This is a genomic window from Neisseria sp. DTU_2021_1001991_1_SI_NGA_ILE_055, from assembly GCF_032342915.1.
Taxonomy (GTDB): domain Bacteria; phylum Pseudomonadota; class Gammaproteobacteria; order Burkholderiales; family Neisseriaceae; genus Neisseria.
Genome location: NZ_CP135440.1, coordinates 1,809,458 through 1,829,111, shown reverse-complemented (window position 1 = coordinate 1,829,111; position 19,654 = coordinate 1,809,458). Strand labels below are relative to the sequence as shown.

Below are 19,654 nucleotides of genomic sequence, written 5' to 3'. Positions count from 1 at the left end.
TTTCAGACGGCCTTTTCCTGATTTTCCAACATTAAAACGAATTGCGCCAATTCTTGCGGCAGGGGGGCTTTCAGAATCAGTTTTTCGCCGGTCAGCGGATGGGCGAGGTGTAGCTCGGAAGCGTGCAGGAACATTCTTTTCAAACCGAGTTTCTGCAGGCGTTTGTTGGCTTGATAGTCGCCGTAGCGTTCGTCGCCGGCAATGGGGCAGTCTTGCGATTGCAGGTGGACGCGGATTTGGTGGGTGCGGCCGGTTTTCAGGGTGGCTTCGACAAAGGTCAGGTCGGACAGGCCGACTTGGTGCAAAAGGCCGTCTGAAAAACGGTTTAATACGCGGAAGATGGTGTGGGCGGATTGGCCGTCTTCGCTGACGCGCACCATTTTTTCGCCTTGTGCGCCGGTGTATTTGAACAGGGGGAGCTTGACGTGGAAGCGGTCGTTCGGCAGCCTGCCGACACCCAGCGCGAGATAGATTTTTTTCGGATGGTCGTTGCGGATGGCTTCGTGCAGTTTCACCAAGGCGCTGCGTTTTTTGGCGATCATCAAAAGGCCGCTGGTGTCTTTGTCGAGGCGGTGGACGAGTTCGAGATAACGCGCTTCGGGACGGGCGCGGCGGATTTGTTCGATGACGCCGAAGCTCACGCCGCTGCCGCCGTGGACGGCAACGCCGGACGGTTTGTTGATGACCAAAAGCGCATCGTCTTCGTAAACGATGTCAAATTCGCGTGCCGGCGCGGCCTGACTTTCAGACGGCCTTTGTTTTTCGGCGGTGCGTATCGGCGGAATGCGGACGGTATCACCTGCCTGAATGCGGTTGTCGGGTTTGCAGCGTTTTTTGTTCAGCCGCACTTCGCCGGCGCGGATGATGCGGTGGATATGGCTTTTCGGGACGCCTTTGAGGATTTTTATCAGATAGTTATCAAGGCGTTGGCCTTCCTCGTGTTCGGCAACGGCAATCAGGCTGACTGAATCTTTGCGTATTGCGTGCATTTTCTCTATAATCCCAAACGTCCGTTTCGGGACTTGAACCTGCCGTCGCAGGCCGTCTGAAACGGATTTATTGTTAAAACGAGATTTTATATTAAAAACGCACTCCGCAAAGCATTTCCTTGTGTTTGTTCAAAGCCGGCAAACGCAATCCCGTAATTAAGTTTGAATTGAACCTGCCGTCCGGCCGGGCGTAAGACGCAGTCCGCGCAGCACCGTCCGAAATTACCGGCGCTACGATAATAAGAAGATGTAGGCTGCCTTCATTTTGTCCGAAACATCAGCATTCGGACGGCAGCGGAACCATCAACCTTTCCGCCGCATTGTTCTTTATTTCCTTCTTTATCCGAATCCGTCCGCACATGGCTTGAGTTTAAGCATGCAACCTTGCGGATTTCAAATCAAAAACTGGTTACACAGGGGTTCCCCCATCTTGCCTTTGCAGAGTGCCAACCGGACAGACAGGCCGTCTGAAAAAGATATTCACAAATCAAACGGCCGCTGTTCACGAGGTGACTATGAAAAGAATGTTATTCAACGCAACGCAGGCCGAAGAGCTGCGCGTTGCCATTGTCGATGGCCAAAACCTTTTGGACTTGGACATCGAAACGCTGGGCAAAGAACAGCGTAAAGGCAATATCTACAAAGGTATCATTACCCGCATCGAGCCGTCGCTGGAAGCGTGTTTCGTCGATTACGGAACCGACCGCCACGGCTTTTTGCCGTTTAAGGAAGTGTCGCGTTCGTATTTCCGCGACTACGAAGGCGGCAGGGCGCGTATTCAGGACGTGCTCAAAGAAGGCATGGAAGTCATCGTCCAAGTCGAAAAAGACGAGCGCGGCAATAAAGGCGCGGCGCTGACCACCTTCATCAGCCTGGCTGGCCGCTATCTGGTATTGATGCCGAACAACCCGCGCGGCGGCGGCGTATCCCGCCGTATCGAAGGCGAAGAGCGTCAAGAGTTGAAAGCCGCCATGGCAGAACTCGACATTCCGAACGGCATGAGCATCATTGCCCGCACCGCCGGCATCGGCCGCAGCGCGGAAGAGTTGGAATGGGATTTGAACTACCTCAAGCAACTCTGGCAAGCCATCGAAGAAGCAGGCAAAGCGCATCATGACCCTTACCTGCTCTTCATGGAAAGCTCGCTGCTGATTCGTGCGATTCGCGACTATTTCCGTCCCGACATCGGCGAAATTTTGGTGGATAATCAAGAAGTTTACGACCAAGTTGCCGAGTTCATGAGCTACGTCATGCCGAGCAATGTAGGCCGTCTGAAACTCTATCAAGACCACACGCCGTTGTTCTCCCGCTTCCAAATCGAACACCAAATCGAAAGCGCGTTCTCACGCAGCGTCAGCCTGCCGTCAGGCGGCGCAATTGTGATCGACCACACCGAAGCCCTGGTTTCCATCGACGTCAACTCCGCGCGCGCCACACGCGGCTCGGACATCGAAGACACCGCGTTCAAAACCAATATGGAAGCCGCCGAAGAAGTCGCCCGCCAAATGCGCCTGCGCGACTTGGGCGGTTTGGTCGTCATCGACTTCATCGACATGGAAAACCCGAAACACCAGCGCGATGTTGAAAACGTCTTGCGCGACGCGCTCAAAAAAGACCGCGCCCGCGTGCAAATGGGCAAACTTTCGCGTTTCGGCCTCTTGGAATTAAGCCGCCAACGTTTGAAACCGGCTTTGGGCGAAAGCAGCCATGTTGCTTGTCCGCGCTGTGCCGGTACCGGCGTCATCCGCGGCATCGAATCCACCGCCCTGCACGTTTTGCGCATCATTCAAGAAGAAGCAATGAAAGACAACACCGGCGAAGTACACGCACAAGTGCCTGTCGATGTTGCCACCTTCCTGTTGAACGAAAAACGCGCCGAGCTGTTTGCGATGGAAGAGCGTTTGGATGTGAATGTCGTCCTGATTCCAAACATCCACTTGGAAAATCCGCACTACGAAATCAACCGCATCCGCATTGATGACGTAGAAGAAGACGGCGAACCGAGCTACAAACGCGTTGCCGAGCCGGAAGAAGACGAATCCGCCAAACCTTTCGGCAGCGAAAAAGCCAAAGCGGCCCGTCCTGAGCCTGCCGTCAAAGGCGTGCGCCATACCCAGCCTGCGCCGACTGTCGCCACTGAGAAAAAAGCCTCTTGGTGGGACAGCTTCAAAGCCTGGTTGAAACGTATTTTCGGCGGCGAGCCTGCGCCTGCCGCAGTCGCTCAAGAGCCTGCCGAAAAACGCACGGCAAACAACCGCGGCCAAAACGGCAACCGCCGTTCGAGCAGCCGCCGTCAAAATCCGCGCCGCAACAACAAACACGACGGCAGCAAAGTCGAAGTGCGCGAAGTAGGTGCCGAAGCCGCCGACAGTAAGTTTGAAGAAAGCAGATCAAACGAAAGCCGCAACGACGAGCGTAAAGAAAGCCGCCGCAGCCGCAACCGCAACAACCGCCGCGATGAGCGCAACAACGAGCGTAACCGTGTTGAGGAAACGGTTGAAGACGTAAACGTTCAAGAAATGGCCGCACTGGCTGAGATGCCGTCTGAAAACCAAGCGGAACAAAACGGCAATAAACGCCGCCGCAACAACAGTCGCAACGAGCGCAACCGTAACCAATATGCGGAAAGCCATGTTGAAGACGCAAACGTTCAAGCCGATGGCGAACAGGCGCAAGTTGAAGCAGACGACAACGCCCGCAGCGAAGAGGGTGTGAAAAACAACGGTCGTCAAGGACGCGACCGCAACAACCGTCAGCGCAACAACCGCAACGACCGCCGTTCCAACAGCAAAAAACGCAATATCCCGTCTTCGGCAAAAATCGAGCAATACCTGAACATTACCGATACCGCCGACAAAGTCCTCTTTGCCGTAGCGCATGTTTTAGGTTTGAACGAAACCGCCGAAACTGAAAATGTGCCTTTGCCGCAGGAAGATGATCATGCCGAGCCACTGGTGATTGTGGTATCCGAGCCTGAAGTTGCCAGCGCAGAGCCATTCGTATTTGCCATTGAAAGCGAAGACGAGCCTGCCGTCGCGCAAACTGAAAGCGCCGATGCCGAGCAAGCCCTGTTGGCTTCTGCGGTCAGCAACGTCAAAGAAGCTATTTCCGCGGTATTGTCTCCGAATGAAACAGCCGTTGCAGAAGTCGCAGAACCGGTTGAAGCGGCAACTGAAACTGTGGCGACACAAACTGAGGCCGAAGCTGAAAAAGCGCCTGTTGCCGCTGTTTTGCCGGAAGGTTTGGGTGATTTGATTTTCGTTGAAACCGATCCGCAAGCCGTTGCCGCTTTTGCCGCGCAGCCGCAACCCGAACCGGTTGCCAAAACACGCCGTTCGGATGTGCCTAAAGTAGAAGTGGAAGACGTAGCAGTCGAAATGATTTTGGTGGAAACACGCAAAGACTAAGATTGGTTTTCCAGTTAAAAGCCCGATGTTGAACGCATCGGGCTTTTTATTGGTTGAGAGGGAGTGAGCCACTTATTTTTTGTATAGTGGATTAACTTTAAACCAGTACGGCGTTGCCTCGCCTTGCCGTACTATCTGTACTGTCTGCGGCTTCGTCGCCTTGTCCTGATTTAAATTTAATCCACTATATTTGCCATGAGTGGTTGCTTCATGGTTAAAAAGCAGGATAGCTTGCTGAGAAAGGGAGGGGCGTTATTTTCTCAAAGGGAAAGGCTTGACGATAAATAGATCGGTATGAAAAAAGGCCGTCTGAAATGGTTTCAGACGGCCTTGGCTTGTGTGTATGTTTGGGTATTGTGATTATTTTTTGTTCAGAGAGTCACGGATTTCGCGCAACAACAGAACTTCTTCGCTAGGCTCTGCCGGTGCTTCTTCAGCAGGAGCTTCGGCTTTTTTCACAGAGTTGATGGCTTTAACCACGCAGAAGATGGCAGCGGCGATGATCAGGAAGCTGATCACGGTGTTGATGAACAGACCGATATTCAGGGTAACGGCACCGGCTGCTTGAGCGGCCGCCAGGTTGGCGTAACCTTCTGCAGGAGCGGTTTGTGCGCCGTTTTTCAGGGTGATGAACAGGTTGGAGAAATCAACGCCGCCGATCAACAGGCCGATAGGAGGCATGATTACATCGTCAACCAATGATTTGACGATGCCGCTGAATGCTGTACCGACAACCATACCGACTGCGAGGTCGACAACGTTACCACGCATAATAAATTCTTTAAATTCTGAAGCGATTGACATAATTAATCTCCTGTATGTGTTTGAGTCAAAATCAGATGTGATTCAATTAATCGGCAGGCATCTTAACGCTTTATTAGTTAAGAAGAATTCAATAATGTTAAATTTTGTATTTTATGCCAAAAATGTCCTGCTTCTATGCCTTCTGTATGAAAAACAGGCCGTCTGAATTTTTTCTGTTACTTTTTTACACCACTTTTATCAGTAGCTAAGTATCAGATAATATGAATGTTATCTTTGGAATCAATGCTCTATCTTACTTTTTAAATGATATGAAATGATAATGTTGTAATGTTAGTAACATAATGCGCCAAAGTATACGACAATTTATGTTTCATGCTTGTATTTGAATTTCAGACGGCCTTATCGGCTATGCCATCATTCAAACCATAATGTAATGGCCATAAAAAACGCACTTTCATGATGAAAGTGCGTTTTGCGTAAAAACCGTTTAGTTCTCTTCGTCGTTCAGCGCGTTGATGCTGTAACCGCCGTCAACGTAGGTAATCTCGCCGGTGATGCCGGAAGCGAGGTCGGACAGCAGGAAGGCGGCTGTGTTGCCGACTTCTTCGGTGGTAACGTTGCGACCCAATGGGTTGTGGGAAGCGACGTGGCCCAAGAGTTTGCTTAAATCGGCGATGCCGGAAGCGGCCAGGGTTTTGATCGGGCCTGCCGAGATGCCGTTGCAGCGGATGCCTTCTTTGCCCAGGCAGGCGGCGGTGAAGCGGATGCCGGCTTCGAGGCTGGCTTTGGCCATGCCCATAACGTTGTAGTTAGGAATAGCACGAACGGCGCCCAAGTAGCTCAGGGCGACGATTGCGGCGTTGCGGCCCTGCATCATCGGACGGGCGGCTTTGGCCAGCGCAGGCAGGCTGTATGCGGAGATTTCGTGAGCGGTGTTGAACGCTTCGCGGCTGATGCTGTCGAGGAAGTCGCCGCTCAAGGCTTCTTTAGGGGCGAAGCCGATGGAGTGGACGAGGCCGTCCAAGCCGTCCCAATGTTTGCCCAAGTCAACGAACACTTGGTTGATTTCGTCGTCGCTGGCAACGTCGCAGCGGAACACGAGTTCGGAGCCGAGTTCGGCCGCCATTTTACGGACGCGCTCTTCCAGTTTGTCGACAACATAAGTAAATGCCAATTCCGCGCCTTGTTCGCGGCAGGCTTTGGCGATGCCGTAAGCGATGGAACGCTCGGAGATCATGCCGGTAATCAGAATTTTTTTGCCTTGCAAAAAGCCCATTTTCTTATCCTTTAGCAGTGGTATTGCGGTTGCATTAAACTGCGCATTATAGCAAAAACCGCTGTTTCGGCATAGAAAAAAACGGATAACCCTTTGTCTTGCCTCAAATAGGGATAAGGTTTTCTGCCAAGGCCGTCTGAAACCTGACGGAACGGCGGCAAAACGTTATACTTGATAGTCTTAATGACCGATGTTTCAGGAGTGAACCATGCCCGAGCAAAACCGCATTCTCTGCCGAGAACTCAGCCTGTTGGCGTTTAACCGCCGTGTACTGGCTCAGGCGCAGGATACGAAAGTTCCTTTGTTGGAGCGTTTGCGTTTTTTGTGCATTGTTTCTTCCAATTTGGACGAATTTTTTGAAGTGCGCATGGCGTGGTTGAAACGCGAAAACAAACTGCGTCCGCATCAGCTGCTCGACAACGGCAAAACCGCAGCCGAAACCATTGAGGCGGTGGCGAAAGAGGCGCAGGCTCTGATCCGAGAGCAATATGATTTGTTTAATAATGTGCTTCAGCCCGAACTTGACCGTGCAGGCATTCATTTTTACCGCCGCCGCAATTGGACGGCCGCGCAAAAGAAATGGATTGAAAACTATTTCGACAACGAGCTTTTGCCCATTCTCACCCCCATCGGCCTCGATCCTTCGCACCCGTTCCCGCGCCCGTTAAACAAATCGCTCAACTTTGCCGTCGAACTCGAAGGCACGGATGCGTTCGGCCGTCCGTCCGGAATGGCAATTGTGCAGGCGCCGCGCATTTTGCCGCGTGTCGTCCCCATGCCGTCTGAAATTTGCGGCGGCGACGCAGGCTTTGTGTTCTTATCGTCTATTTTGCACGCACATGTCGGTAAACTTTTCCCCGGCATGAAAGTGAAGGGTTGCCATCAATTCCGCCTCACGCGCGACAGCGATTTGACGGTGGATGAGGAAGATTTGAAAAACCTGCGTGCTGCGATTCAAAACGAATTGCACGACCGCGAATACGGCGACGGCGTGCGCTTGGAAGTGGCGGATACTTGTCCGGCATACATTCACGATTTCCTGCTCGCCCAGTTCAAACTGACTTCTACCGAGCTGTATCAGGTCAAAGGGCCGGTCAATTTGGTGCGCCTCAATGCCGTCCCCGATTTGGTGGACAGGCCGGATTTGAAGTTTCCTCCGCGCAACGCAGGCCGTCTGAAAGCCTTGCGCAAAAACGGCTCTGTATTCAAACTGGTCAAACAGTCGCCGATTTTACTGCACCACCCGTATCAGTCTTTCGATCCGGTTGTCCAAATGATACGCGAGGCTGCGGCCGACCCGGATGTATTGGCCGTCAAAATGACCATCTACCGCACCGGCAGCAATTCCGAGCTTGTGCGCGCATTGATGAAGGCTGCACTGGCGGGCAAGCAGGTTACCGTTGTCGTCGAACTGATGGCGCGTTTTGACGAAGCCAACAACGTCAACTGGGCGAAGCAGCTTGAAGAGGCGGGTGCGCACGTCGTGTACGGCGTATTCGGCTACAAAGTCCATGCCAAAATGGCTTTGGTTATCCGTCGCGAAGACGGCGTGCTCAAGCGTTATGCCCACCTCGGTACCGGCAACTACCACCAAGGCACATCGCGCATTTACACCGACTTCGGCATCATTACCGCCGACGAACAAATCACTGCCGATGTGAACACCCTGTTTATGGAAATCACAGGTTTGGGTAAGCCGGGCCGTCTGAACAAGCTCTATCAAAGCCCGTTTACCCTGCACAAAATGGTCATCGGCCGCATCAAGCAGGAAACCGACCACGCCAAAGCCGGCAAACCGGCGCGGATTACCGCCAAGATGAATTCCCTCATCGAGCCGAGCGTAATTGATGCGCTGTATCAAGCCAGCGCGGCAGGCGTACAAATCGACCTGATTGTGCGCGGTATGTGTACCTTGCGCCCGGGTGTCAAAGGCTTGTCCGAAAACATCCGCGTCCGTTCCATCATCGGCCGCCAACTCGAACACTCGCGCGTGTACTGCTTCCATAACAACGGCGCAGACGATACCTTTATCTCCAGCGCCGACTGGATGGGTCGCAACTTCTTCCGCCGCATTGAAGTCGCTACACCGATTACCACGCCCGAACTCAAAGAACGCGTGATCCGCGAAGGTTTGGAAATGGCCTTGGAAGACAATACCCAGGCTTGGCTGATGCAGCCTGACGGCAGCTACGTCCGCACCCAGTCGCAAGACGGCGAGCCTGCATTTGGTTTGCAGGAAGGTTTGTGGAAAATATACGGACGTTAAATTGAATAATGTCTCAGGCCGTCTGAAATGCAGGTTTCAGACGGCCTTTTTTGATTTTGCCGTTATAATTCCGTTTCACAATCTTTCAGACGGCCTTTTCCTATGAAATCTTACCCCGATTCCTATCTCCATTTTGAAAACCTCGAATCTCCCGAAACACAAAATTTTGCCGCCGCGGCGCATGCCGAAACGCGTGCGCGTTTTTTAGAAAACGACAAAGCGCGCGAATTGTCTGACGGCATTTTGGCGCAGTTGCAGGACACGCGGCAGATTCCGTTCTGTCAGGAACACCGCGCGCGGATGTACCATTTCCATCAGGACGCGGAATATCCGAAGGGCGTGTACCGCGTGTGTACGGCGGCGACTTACCGTTCGGGCTATCCTGAGTGGAAAATCCTGTTTTCAGTGGCGGATTTCGACGAATTGCTCGGCGACGATGTGTATTTGGGCGGCGTGTCGCACTTGGTGGAAAAGCCCAACCACGCGCTGTTGACCTTGAGCAAATCGGGCGGCGATACGGCTTATACGCTGGAAGTGGATTTGGAAGCAGGGGAGTTGGTAGAGGGCGGTTTTCATTTTCCGGCAGGCAAAAACCATGTGTCGTGGCGCGATGAAAACAGCGTGTGGGTGTGTCCGGCTTGGGACGAACGCCAGTTGACCGAATCGGGCTATCCGCGCGAAGTGTGGCTGGTGGAGCGCGGCAAGAGTTTCGAGGAAAGCCTGCCGGTGTACCAAATCGATAAAGGCGCGATGATGGTAAACGCGTGGCGTTACCTTGATCCGCAGGGTTCGCCGATTGATTTGATTGAAGCGTCGGACGGTTTTTACACCAAAACTTATTTGCAGGTGTCGGCCGAAGGCGAGGCGAAACCGTTGAACCTGCCCAATGATTGCGATGTGGTCGGCTATCTGGCGGGGCATCTTTTGCTGACGTTGCGCAAGGATTGGAACCGCGCGAACCAAAGCTATCCGAGCGGCGCGCTGGTGGCGGTGAAGCTGAATCGGGGCGAACTCGGGGCGGCGCAGCTTTTGTTTGCGCCTGATGAAACGCAGGCATTGGAAAGCGTGGAAACGACCAAGCGTTTTGTGGTGGCGAGCCTTTTGGAAAACGTACAAGGCCGTCTGAAAGCGTGGCGCTTTACCGATGGCAAATGGCAGGAAGTCGAGTTGCCGCGCCTGCCTTCGGGTGCGTTGGAAATGACCGACCAACCGTGGGGCGGAGACGTGGTTTACCTTGCCGCCAGCGATTTCACCACGCCGCTGACGCTGTTTGCGCTGGATTTGAACGTGATGGAACTGACCGTCATGCGCCGTCAGCCACAGCAGTTTGATTCAGACGGCATCAACGTGCAGCAGTTTTGGACGACTTCGGCCGACGGCGAGCGCATTCCTTATTTCCACGTCGGCAAAAACGCTGCCCCCGACACGCCGACCTTAGTCTATGCCTACGGCGGTTTCGGTATTCCCGAATTGCCGCATTATCTGGGCAGCGTCGGCAAATATTGGCTGGAAGAGGGCAATGCCTTTGTACTGGCAAACATCCGCGGCGGCGGCGAATTCGGCCCGCGTTGGCATCAGGCGGCGCAGGGAATCAGCAAACATAAAAGCGTTGATGATTTATTGGCAGTCGTGCGCGATTTGTCCGAACGCGGCATGAGTTCGCCCAAACACATCGGTTTGCAGGGCGGCAGCAACGGCGGCCTGATTACCGCCGCCGCCTTCGTACGCGAACCTCAAAGCATAGGCGCGCTGGTGTGCGAAGTGCCGCTGACCGATATGATCCGTTATCCGCTGCTGTCCGCCGGTTCAAGCTGGACGGACGAATACGGTAATCCGCAGAAATACGAAGTCTGCAAACGCTGGCTGGGCGAATTGTCGCCGTATCACAATCTTTCAGACGGCATCGATTATCCGCCCGCACTCATCACCACCAGCCTCAGCGACGACCGCGTTCATCCCGCCCATGCGCTCAAGTTCTACGCCAAACTGCGCGAAACCTTGCCGCAATCGTGGCTCTACTCGCCTGACGGCGGCGGCCATACCGGCAACGGCACCCAACGCGAATCCGCCGACGAACTCGCCTGCGTGTTGCTGTTTTTGAAAGAGTTTTTGGGGTAGAAGCAAGCAGCAGACTGACCGTTTTGTAAAGTTGGGAAACAAAATACTCTTGTTTCGGTAAGTGAAAAGAAGGCCGTCTGAAAAACGAATATTAAAGTTTTTCAGACGGCCTTCTTTTCTTTTAACTTTCAACATATCCCGATAAAATGGATACTTCGTAAGTAATCATTGATGGAAGACGCAATTATGGCAACCGAACCGAACCGAACCGAACCGAACCGAACCGAACCGAAATTATACACGATTTAGAAAATAATTTCAAACAAAACAACATATTAAAACTCAAACAACTCTTTCCCGAAGTCTTTTGCGAAGACCAAATCGACTTTGAGAAGCTCAAACTCGTCCTCGGCGCCGAAAACCTTGCCGACGCGGGCGAACGTTATCAGCTCGATTGGGCGGGCAAAACCGCCGCATATCTCAACCTGCAAAGCCCCACTTCCCGCACCCTCGTCCCCTGCAAAGAAGAATCTGCAGATTTCGACGGCACGCAAAACGTGTTTATCGAAGCCGAAAACCTCGAAGCACTGAAAATTCTGCAAAAATCCTACGCCGGCAGCGTGAAGATGATTTACATCGACCCGCCCTACAATACCGGCAACGATTCCTTTATCTATCCCGACAAATTCTCCGAAAGCCGCGAAGAATACGCCCGCCGAGTGGGCGATACCGATGACGCAGGCTACCTGAAACGCGACGGCGTATTTCAAGGCGCGTGGCGCAAAAACGGCAAAGACAGCGGCCATTACCACAGCAACTGGCTCTCCATGATGCTGCCGCGCCTGCATCTGGCAAAAACCCTGCTGCGCGAAGACGGCGTGATTTTCATCAGTATTGACGACAACGAACAGGCGCAGTTGAAACTGTTGTGTGATGAAGTGTTTGGGGCGGAGAATTTTGCAGGCCAAATTACAGTAGTAAATAATCCACGTGGCCGTGATTATGGTGGCATAGCAAAAATGCACGAGTATTTAATTACTTATACGAAGACATTAGAAGCTGAAATAAATAATTTAGAAAATAGAGATAAAGAATTTCCATTTAAAGATAGCTTGGGTGGGTTTGAATTAAGGGAATTGAGAAATCGTAATATTGCTTTTCATAAGGAAAATAGACCAAATTTATATTACCCATTTTATGTGAATGAAAACAGTGAGTTGGATAATGGTTTGTTGGAAATTTCACTAGAACCCAAATCAGGATTTCAAGCAGTCTATCCAAAAGTTTCTCAGGGTTTTCATACTGTATGGCGATGGGGAAAGGAAAAAGCTCAACAAAATTTAAATGTGGAAATTGCCGCTAAAAAAATGACTGATGGTGGTTTTATGATTGTGGAAAAATACAGAAAGACGAGTCAAATGGCACGTTCAGTATGGGCAGGGAAGGAAGATAATTCAGAAAAAGGCACTCTACTTGTCAAAGAATTATTTGATGGAAAGAAATTTTTTGATTTTCCGAAGTCAGAAGAAATGATTAGGAAAATTATTCAAATGGGTTCAAATAAAGACGACCTAATCCTAGACTTCTTCTCCGGCAGCGGCACCACCGCCCATGCCGTGATGCAACTTAACGCCGAAGACGGCGGCAGCCGCCGTTTCATCTGTGTGCAACTCCCTGAAGAAACCGACGAAAAATCCGAAGCGCGCAAGGCGGGTTTTGCCAACATCGCCGAAATCGCCAAAGAACGCATCCGCCGCGCGGGCAGGCAGATTTCAGACGGCCTTCAAGACGGATCGAAAATAGATACGGGCTTTAAAGTCTTCAAACTTGCCGAAAGCGGTTTCAAACAATGGCGGCAGCCCGCCGGCACCGATGCCGAAAGCCTACAAGGTGAATTGTTGTTGAATATCGATTCCGTGCTGTCTGAAACATCGTCTGAAAACCTGCTCTACGAATTGATGCTGCGTATGGGCTTGAAGCTGACTTGCAAGGTTTCGTTTTCAGACGACGTATATTTCGTGGAAGACGAGGATACGGGCGGGCTGTACGCTTTCCTGCTGGAACGCGTGGATCAGGGTTTGATTGATGCCGTGCTGGAGAAGCACCCCGTCAAGGTGGCGGTTTTGGACAGGCTGTTTGAGGACGACGACGCGCTCAAAAGCAATACTGTGTTGCAGATGAAGGACGCGGGCGTGATGTTCGAGTGTGTGTAGGGAGAAAACGATGGAACTGAAATTTGAAGAACTGCCCTATCAGCTTAATGCGGTAAATGCCGTTGCGAATCTTTTTGCAGGGCAGCCGAACCATGCCCGGACATTTGATTTGACCAGTCAGGGGACGGGGCGGTTTGTCGGCAACGGCTTGGATTTGGATTGGGAAACGCTAGGCCGGAATTTGAATGCGGTACAAAAGCAAAACGAACAGCCTGAAACGGAAATCGGCGCGCACGGGCTGAATTTTTCTCTGGAAATGGAAACGGGTACGGGCAAAACCTATGTCTATCTGCGTACGGTTTACGAATTGAACCGCCGCTACGGCTGGAAGAAGTTTGTGATTGTCGTGCCGGGCGTGCCGATACGCGAAGGCGTGTTGAAAAGCCTGGAAATTATGAAGGCACATTTTGACGGGGTGTTCGGCAGGCCGGTAATGCGTTATTCGGAATATTCAAGCGGCCGGCTGTCGGACTTGCGCGCTTTTGCGGTAAACGACCATATCGAGATTTTGGTGATCAACATCCAGTCGTTTGAAAAAGATGGAAACGTTATCAACAAGGTAAATGAAAGCGGGGAAGCACCGATTAAGTTTATTCAGGAAACATGTCCCATCGTCATCATTGACGAGCCACAAAATATGGAAACGGAAGGCCGTCTGAACGCATTGGCATCGCTCAATCCGCTCTTTACCCTGCGCTATTCGGCAACGCATAAAAAACCATACCACAAGGTTTACAGCCTGAATCCCGTGCAGGCATACAATTTGAAGTTGGTCAAACAGATCGAAGTTTTGCCGGTATTGGCGGAAAACGATGTGAACGGCGCATTTGCAGAGCTGCTGGAAGTAAAGCAGGCGGCCAAAGGTCGTCTGAAAGCCGATTTGAACATTCATTATCAGGATAAAAAGGAAACCAAGAAGAAAAAGGTATCCGTCAAATCGGGAGACGATTTGTTTGAAAAATCGGGCGGCAACGAAGCCTACCGCCACGGTTTTATCATTGACGGCATGGATTTCGAGAATCAGGAATTGGCGTTCTCAAGCGGTAAAACCATTACGCGCGGCGGAGACGGCGATGCGGTGCGCGATGAAATCATGAAAAACCAAATCCGCGAAACGGTAAGGGAGCATTTGGCGAAGGAGAAACGGCTGAATCCGCTGGGGATTAAGGTGTTGTCGCTATTCTTCATCGACCGCGTGGAGAACTACCGTGCGGCAGACGGAACAGCAGGCAAGTTTGCCCTTTGGTTTGAAGAAATCTATCGAGAGCTTGCAGGCAATACCGATACGACAGGCGTACACGGCGGCTATTTCTCGCAAGACAAGAAAGGTCGTCTGAAAAACACCGACGGCACAACGCAGGCGGACAACGATACCTACCGCCTCATTATGCGCGACAAGGAAACCCTGCTTTCCTTCGGCAGCCCGCTGCGCTTTATCTTTTCCCATTCCGCGCTGAAAGAAGGCTGGGACAACCCCAATGTATTCCAAATCTGCACGCTCAACGAAACCCGCTCGCCGCTGAAAAAGCGGCAGGAAATCGGGCGCGGGCTGCGTATAGCCGTTAATCAGAAAGGTCGTCGCGTGCGCGATGAAGATGAAAATGAAAAGGTGAACATACTGACCGTGGTGCCGAACGAAAGCTACGAATCGTTTGCCGCCAACCTGCAAAAGGAATACGAAGACGAATGCGGTATTAAATTTGCCGCCGAAAACATCAAGGACGGCAATAAGAAGAAAAAACAGCTATTCCGCAAAGATTTTCCGCTCGACCCCGAATTTCAGGCAATTTGGGACAAGTTGAAATACAAAACGCGCTACCGCGTGCGCTTCAATACGGAAGAATTGATCAAACAGGCTTCGGCGGCAGTGGCAGGCCTGCCCGAAATCCAAAAGCCGAAAATCCGCATCCGCAAGGCGCAATTGAAACAATCCCAAACCTACGGTATCGAAACAGTCGAAATTGCCAGCCGCAGCCGCGATATGGAAACCACATGGGAAATTCCCGACATACTCGGCGAAATCCAAAGAAAAACGGGGCTGACGCGGCGCACGGTGTACGAAATCATCACACAGTCGGGTCGTCTGAAAGATGTGGCAGGCAACCCGCAACGCTTCATCGACCTTGCCGCCGAAGCGGTAAACCGCAGCCTGTACGCACTGATGGCGGCAGGAATCGAGTATGAGCAAACCGGAGAAGTGTATGACCAAAAGTTGCTGGAAGACATGGAGCGCGAAGGCATCGAGTTTTACGAAAACGGTTTTACGTTCACAGTAAGCAATCCGCAAAAAACCATTTGCGAAAACTACATCCCTTTGGATTCCGGTACGGAAAAAACCTTTGCCGCCGATTGCGAGCATTATGATGCTGACCATGAAGGTGGTGTAGCGTTTTATTTCAAACTGCCCGGCTGGTTCAAAATTCCTACCCCACTGGGCAATTACAATCCCGATTGGGCAGTGGTAAAACAGGTTCAGGGCAAAGTGTACTTTGTTGCAGAAACCAAAAATACTGGCAAAGGCATTCAGGCTGGTGTGGATACGGACAAACTACGCCAGAATGAGAGGCTGAAAATCGAATGCGGCAAGCGGCATTTTGCAGCATTGGACGGGCTGGAATATCGTGAGACGGATGATGTGGGCAGTTTGGAAATATAATTGGAGGAAATATTTGAAATTGCATTAAAGCCGTTTGAGAAGCCGATATTAGGGTTTTCAGACGGCCGAGATTCACAATAATCAAACTTAACCCTATGATATCAAATAAAAACAATTTCCTGCTTGTAGGTTAAAATCAGCCTATGCTAATATGCGCAACAACAGGTTTTTACTGAATAATCTGTGCTAAAATGCAGGATTAGATGGAAAACTCTATCCGAATTCGGTACAATACCGACGAATTATTTCTCTTAAACAACCTGCCGCAAGGCGAAAAGGAACGACTAATTATGTCAAACATCGAACAACAAGTTAAAAAAATTGTTGCTGAACAACTGGGCGTAAACGAAGCCGAAGTGAAAAACGAATCTTCTTTCCAAGACGATTTGGGTGCTGACTCTCTGGACACCGTGGAACTGGTGATGGCTTTGGAAGAAGCTTTCGGCTGCGAAATCCCTGATGAAGACGCTGAAAAAATCACTACCGTACAATTGGCTATCGACTACATCAACGCCCACCAAGGCTAATCGGTCGCCTCAAACACCCAGCCTCTGCTGCGCCATCGCAATAGAGGCTTTTACCTTATTATTAAACCCCTGAAATTTCAGACGGCATGAGTTTTGCCCGTTTTCACGAAGAAAAAGAGCAAGGCTGCCGCGAAAATCCCGACAACCAACAGCGAGATTATCATGAGTCAGAGAAGAGTAGTCATCACAGGTCTTGGCCAAGTATCACCGGTCGGCAACGACGTCGCCACCGCATGGAGCAATCTGCTCGCAGGCAAAAGCGGCATCGGACGGATTACCCGCTTTGACGCATCCGACATCAACAGCCAAATCGCCGGCGAAGTGCGCGATTTCGATATCGGCCAATACATCAGCGCGAAAGAAGCGCGCCGCATGGACGTGTTCATCCATTACGGTATCGCCGCCGCCCTGCAAGCCATCAATGATTCAGGTTTGGACGATTTGGAAACCCTCGACAAAGACCGCGTCGGTGTCAACATCGGTTCCGGTATCGGCGGCCTGCCGAGCATCGAAGCGACCGGCAAAGCCGTTATCGAAGGTGGCGCGCGCAAAATCAATCCTTTCTTTATCCCAGGCTCGCTGATTAACCTGATTTCCGGCCACGTAACCATCCTTAAAGGCTACCGCGGCCCGAGCTACGGCATGGTTTCTGCCTGTACAACCGGCGCGCACTCCATCGGTGACTCTGCGCGACTGATTAAATACGGCGACGCAGACGTGATGATTGCCGGCGGTGCGGAAGGCGCGATCAGCACTTTGGGCGTTGGCGGTTTTGCCGCCATGAAGGCACTTTCCACCCGCAACGATGATCCTGCTACCGCTTCCCGTCCGTGGGACAAAGGCCGTGACGGTTTCGTTATCGGCGAAGGCGCTGGCGTGCTGGTGTTGGAAGAATTGGAACACGCGAAAAAACGCGGTGCGAAAATTTACGCCGAAATCGTCGGCTTCGGCATGAGCTCCGATGCCTACCACATTACCGCGCCTAACGAAGAGGGCCCTGCATTGGCAGTTACCCGTGCGCTGAAAGATGCCGGCCTGAACCCTGAAGACGTCGATTACGTCAATGCACACGGTACATCGACTCCTTTGGGCGATGCCAACGAAACCAAAGCCCTCAAACGCGCTTTGGGCGACCATGCGCACAAAGTCATCGTCAACTCCACCAAATCCATGACCGGACATTTGCTCGGCGCGGCCGGCGGTGTGGAAGCGTTGTACAGCGTGTTGGCGGTACACGAGCAAAAATCTCCGCCGACCATCAACATTTTTGAACAAGACGTTGAAGCCGGTTGCGATTTGGATTACTGCGCCAATGAAGCACGCGACGCGAAAATCGACGTTGCCATCTCTAATTCCTTCGGTTTTGGCGGTACCAACGGCACATTGGTATTCAAACGCTTTACAGGCTGATATAGCTTTTAAACCAGATTGGAAAGGCCGTCTGAAACTTGGTTTTCAGACGGCCTTTATATTGTCCGTATTATAAATATTGTTGATAATCTGTATCATTTATAGAATAATATGGTTTCGTCTAAAATTTGTCCGAGTTTTTCGGATGAATAGTCTAACCATATTCTACATCAGGAGTGAGCGATGAAACGCATCGGTATTTTGACATTGGCCGCTTTGGCCGCCATACCTGCATTTGCGGCTGATTTCGGCCATGAACAAGCATTGGCCATAGACGGCAAACCTGCTTATCTGGCAGAAACATCGGCCCGTATTTTGGCAAATGAAGATTTGGCTGCGCCGCAGTTGGTTGAAGATATTGCCGATGGGTTGGGTTCGAAAAAAATTCCGGGCTATAAATTGATGATTATGGGCCGTACTTATTCGGTAGCGGCGGAAACCAAACCGCCGAGAGAGGGCCAAACTCAGTGGCGGGACAATACGTTCATTCATCGCGGCGTAAAACTGTTTGTCGGTATTCCAGTTAAAAACGGCAAGATGGATTTGGCAGCTGCCCGATTGATTAATATCGGCGTGGTTGACGATAACGGTGGTGCCGCGCCTCATGATGAGGGTGAAAAAATCCGTCCGGTCGGCAAGCAGCTGATGTCTCCCGATACCAAAGTGGAAAATGTGAAACTCAATATTGCCAAACTGACGTTCCCAAATATGAAATTGGGCGAAACCAGTGGCGGTGGCGTGAAATTGGAAGCGTCGGCAACATTGGACGGTAAACCGATACAAACCAAAATCGACAGCACTTTCTCCCGCTTCTATTCGGCCAAACCAGCCGCTACACGGCCGTTTATGGCAGATGCACGGTTTGTGAAATAATCGCAAAGGCCGTCTGAAATCCAGTTTCAGACGGCCTTTTATTTATAAAACCGATTCAATACCGCATCATTTTACTGTCAACCTGCATTGCCCAAGCATCAATACCGCCTTGCAGGTTGTAAAGGTTTTCAAATCCGACATCTTCCAAATACATTGCCGTATGCAGGCTGCGGATGCCGTGGTGGCAATAGACGACGATGGGTAAATCATCGTCGGGCAGCTCGTTTTGGCGCAGGGGGATGAGGTTCATCGGAATATGAATGGCAGCGGGCAGGGTGCAGATGGCGCGTTCTTCATCAGTTCGGACGTCGAGCAGGTGAAATGCGCGGCCTTCGTCCTGCCATTGTTTCAATTCGGTGGGCGGGAGTTGGATGATGTCGGTCATAGGGTAGGGGATGAAAGCATGAGGCCGTCTGAATTTTCAGACGGCCTGTTGTTTAAAAATCGAAATCGCCGAACGGATTAGCCGATTTATCTTCCAAGTGGGTCACGACGGTGTCGAACAATACCTTTTCGGAAAACTCATTGCCGTTGCGTGTCAGCAAAAGCGCGTGTTGTACCGGTTTGCGGCCGACAATGATGACCATGCGGCCGTCGTCTTTCAATTGCTCTTTTAAGATTTCAGGCACTCGGTCTACTGCGCCGCCTACATAAATCGCATCAAAAGGCGCGCCTTGCGATGCTTCGGTCAGGCCGTTGTTTTGCACATAATCGACGTTGGCAAAGCCCAATTCGTCCAAGACTTTTTTGGCACGTTGCTGTTGCTCGGCATCGATGTCGTCGGTAATGACTTTGCCGGCCAGTTTGGACAGCAGGGCGGTTGCATAGCCTGAGCCTGTACCGATTTCTAAGACGGTTTCGTCTTTTTTCAGTTTCAAACCTTGAGCCAGGCGGGCAACGACTTTGGGTTCCAACATCTTATGGCCGTTGGCCAGCGGCAGCTCCATATCCGCATAGGCTAAGCCTTGAAAAGCCTCGCCGACGAAATGCTCGCGCCCGATCTCCTCCAAAGCATCCAAAATGTCGAAATCCAAGACATCCCACGGACGAATCTGCTGTTCAACCATATTGAAACGCGCTTTTTCAAAGTCCATATTTGTGCTCCGTTCAATTCTTAATTTTATCGAAACATACATTATAAATCCTTGTCGGAGAGTGTGCCATCTTTCAGACGGCCTCAAGGCTTGTTAATAATTGCCAAGCGCACATATATC

At 51.4% G+C, this 19,654-nt stretch carries 13 protein-coding genes and 1 pseudogene; 8 read left to right on the top strand and 6 right to left on the bottom strand.

Features of this window, described 5'->3' with window-relative positions:
* Positions 1 to 2 precede the first annotated feature (2 nt).
* Entirely contained in the window at positions 3 to 989 is a 987-nt protein-coding gene (locus RRV97_RS08535; RefSeq protein WP_070823151.1) for an RluA family pseudouridine synthase, read from the bottom strand.
* Between the two features lie 515 nt (positions 990 to 1,504).
* Between RRV97_RS08535 and RRV97_RS08530 the strand changes: the two genes are divergently transcribed.
* Positions 1,505 to 4,396, top strand: a complete 2,892-nt coding sequence (locus tag RRV97_RS08530; protein WP_315611273.1) for an Rne/Rng family ribonuclease — start codon at positions 1,505 to 1,507, stop codon at positions 4,394 to 4,396.
* An 81-nt stretch (positions 4,397 to 4,477) separates the two neighbouring features.
* Here the strand turns inward: RRV97_RS08530 and RRV97_RS08525 are convergent.
* The 3 genes and pseudogenes from RRV97_RS08525 to fabI all read right to left on the bottom strand — a co-directional run.
* Positions 4,478 to 4,588, bottom strand: a pseudogene (locus RRV97_RS08525) (IS5/IS1182 family transposase); the annotation flags it as partial.
* A 168-nt stretch (positions 4,589 to 4,756) separates the two neighbouring features.
* Positions 4,757 to 5,200 carry a large conductance mechanosensitive channel protein MscL gene (mscL, locus tag RRV97_RS08520; RefSeq protein WP_070837090.1) on the bottom strand — a complete coding sequence of 148 codons (444 nt, stop codon included), beginning with the start codon at positions 5,198 to 5,200 and terminating at the stop codon, positions 4,757 to 4,759.
* Between the two features lie 448 nt (positions 5,201 to 5,648).
* Entirely contained in the window at positions 5,649 to 6,437 is a 789-nt protein-coding gene (gene fabI, locus RRV97_RS08515; RefSeq protein ID WP_003748060.1) for an enoyl-ACP reductase FabI, read from the bottom strand.
* A 208-nt stretch (positions 6,438 to 6,645) separates the two neighbouring features.
* Between fabI and ppk1 the strand changes: the two genes are divergently transcribed.
* The 7 genes from ppk1 (at position 6,646) to RRV97_RS08480 (ending at position 18,440) form a co-directional block, all read left to right on the top strand.
* Positions 6,646 to 8,703 (top strand): polyphosphate kinase 1, encoded by a 2,058-nt coding sequence (gene ppk1, locus RRV97_RS08510; protein ID WP_315611272.1) that lies wholly within the window; start codon positions 6,646 to 6,648, stop codon positions 8,701 to 8,703.
* Between the two features lie 102 nt (positions 8,704 to 8,805).
* On the top strand, positions 8,806 to 10,821 hold the full coding sequence (locus RRV97_RS08505; RefSeq protein ID WP_315611271.1) for a prolyl oligopeptidase family protein: 2,016 nt from the start codon (positions 8,806 to 8,808) through the stop codon (positions 10,819 to 10,821).
* Positions 10,822 to 10,988: 167 nt separating this feature from the next.
* Positions 10,989 to 12,974, top strand: a complete 1,986-nt coding sequence (locus RRV97_RS08500) for a site-specific DNA-methyltransferase (RefSeq protein ID WP_315612255.1) — start codon at positions 10,989 to 10,991, stop codon at positions 12,972 to 12,974.
* A 10-nt stretch (positions 12,975 to 12,984) separates the two neighbouring features.
* The gene (locus RRV97_RS08495) at positions 12,985 to 15,630 is read left to right on the top strand and encodes a DEAD/DEAH box helicase family protein (RefSeq protein ID WP_315611270.1); all 2,646 of its coding nucleotides are present in this window, start codon (positions 12,985 to 12,987) and stop codon (positions 15,628 to 15,630) included.
* Between the two features lie 290 nt (positions 15,631 to 15,920).
* A complete protein-coding gene (gene acpP / locus RRV97_RS08490) occupies positions 15,921 to 16,157 on the top strand; it encodes an acyl carrier protein (protein WP_003679644.1) in 237 nt (78 codons plus the stop codon).
* A 162-nt stretch (positions 16,158 to 16,319) separates the two neighbouring features.
* On the top strand, positions 16,320 to 17,567 hold the full coding sequence (fabF, locus tag RRV97_RS08485; protein WP_254345393.1) for a beta-ketoacyl-ACP synthase II: 1,248 nt from the start codon (positions 16,320 to 16,322) through the stop codon (positions 17,565 to 17,567).
* Between the two features lie 183 nt (positions 17,568 to 17,750).
* Entirely contained in the window at positions 17,751 to 18,440 is a 690-nt protein-coding gene (locus RRV97_RS08480; protein WP_315611269.1) for a hypothetical protein, read from the top strand.
* A gap of 55 nt (positions 18,441 to 18,495) precedes the next feature.
* Here RRV97_RS08480 and RRV97_RS08475 read toward each other — a convergent pair whose 3' ends face one another.
* Positions 18,496 to 18,825, bottom strand: coding sequence for a rhodanese-like domain-containing protein (locus RRV97_RS08475; protein WP_315611268.1), 330 nt, complete (start codon positions 18,823 to 18,825; stop codon positions 18,496 to 18,498).
* A 52-nt stretch (positions 18,826 to 18,877) separates the two neighbouring features.
* Positions 18,878 to 19,534, bottom strand: a complete 657-nt coding sequence (locus RRV97_RS08470; RefSeq protein ID WP_315611267.1) for a protein-L-isoaspartate O-methyltransferase — start codon at positions 19,532 to 19,534, stop codon at positions 18,878 to 18,880.
* Positions 19,535 to 19,654: the final 120 nt, after the last annotated feature.

What these genes read in the sequence shown, in the direction of transcription:
- RRV97_RS08535 (WP_070823151.1), bottom strand. Translation starts at nt 989, where the DNA reads ATGCACGCAATACGCAAAGATTCAGTCAGCCTGATTGCCGTTGCCGAA.
- RRV97_RS08530 (WP_315611273.1), top strand. Translation starts at nt 1,505, where the DNA reads ATGAAAAGAATGTTATTCAACGCAACGCAGGCCGAAGAGCTGCGCGTT.
- mscL (WP_070837090.1), bottom strand. Translation starts at nt 5,200, where the DNA reads ATGTCAATCGCTTCAGAATTTAAAGAATTTATTATGCGTGGTAACGTT.
- fabI (WP_003748060.1), bottom strand. Translation starts at nt 6,437, where the DNA reads ATGGGCTTTTTGCAAGGCAAAAAAATTCTGATTACCGGCATGATCTCC.
- ppk1 (WP_315611272.1), top strand. Translation starts at nt 6,646, where the DNA reads ATGCCCGAGCAAAACCGCATTCTCTGCCGAGAACTCAGCCTGTTGGCG.
- RRV97_RS08505 (WP_315611271.1), top strand. Translation starts at nt 8,806, where the DNA reads ATGAAATCTTACCCCGATTCCTATCTCCATTTTGAAAACCTCGAATCT.
- RRV97_RS08495 (WP_315611270.1), top strand. Translation starts at nt 12,985, where the DNA reads ATGGAACTGAAATTTGAAGAACTGCCCTATCAGCTTAATGCGGTAAAT.
- acpP (WP_003679644.1), top strand. Translation starts at nt 15,921, where the DNA reads ATGTCAAACATCGAACAACAAGTTAAAAAAATTGTTGCTGAACAACTG.
- fabF (WP_254345393.1), top strand. Translation starts at nt 16,320, where the DNA reads ATGAGTCAGAGAAGAGTAGTCATCACAGGTCTTGGCCAAGTATCACCG.
- RRV97_RS08480 (WP_315611269.1), top strand. Translation starts at nt 17,751, where the DNA reads ATGAAACGCATCGGTATTTTGACATTGGCCGCTTTGGCCGCCATACCT.
- RRV97_RS08475 (WP_315611268.1), bottom strand. Translation starts at nt 18,825, where the DNA reads ATGACCGACATCATCCAACTCCCGCCCACCGAATTGAAACAATGGCAG.
- RRV97_RS08470 (WP_315611267.1), bottom strand. Translation starts at nt 19,534, where the DNA reads ATGGACTTTGAAAAAGCGCGTTTCAATATGGTTGAACAGCAGATTCGT.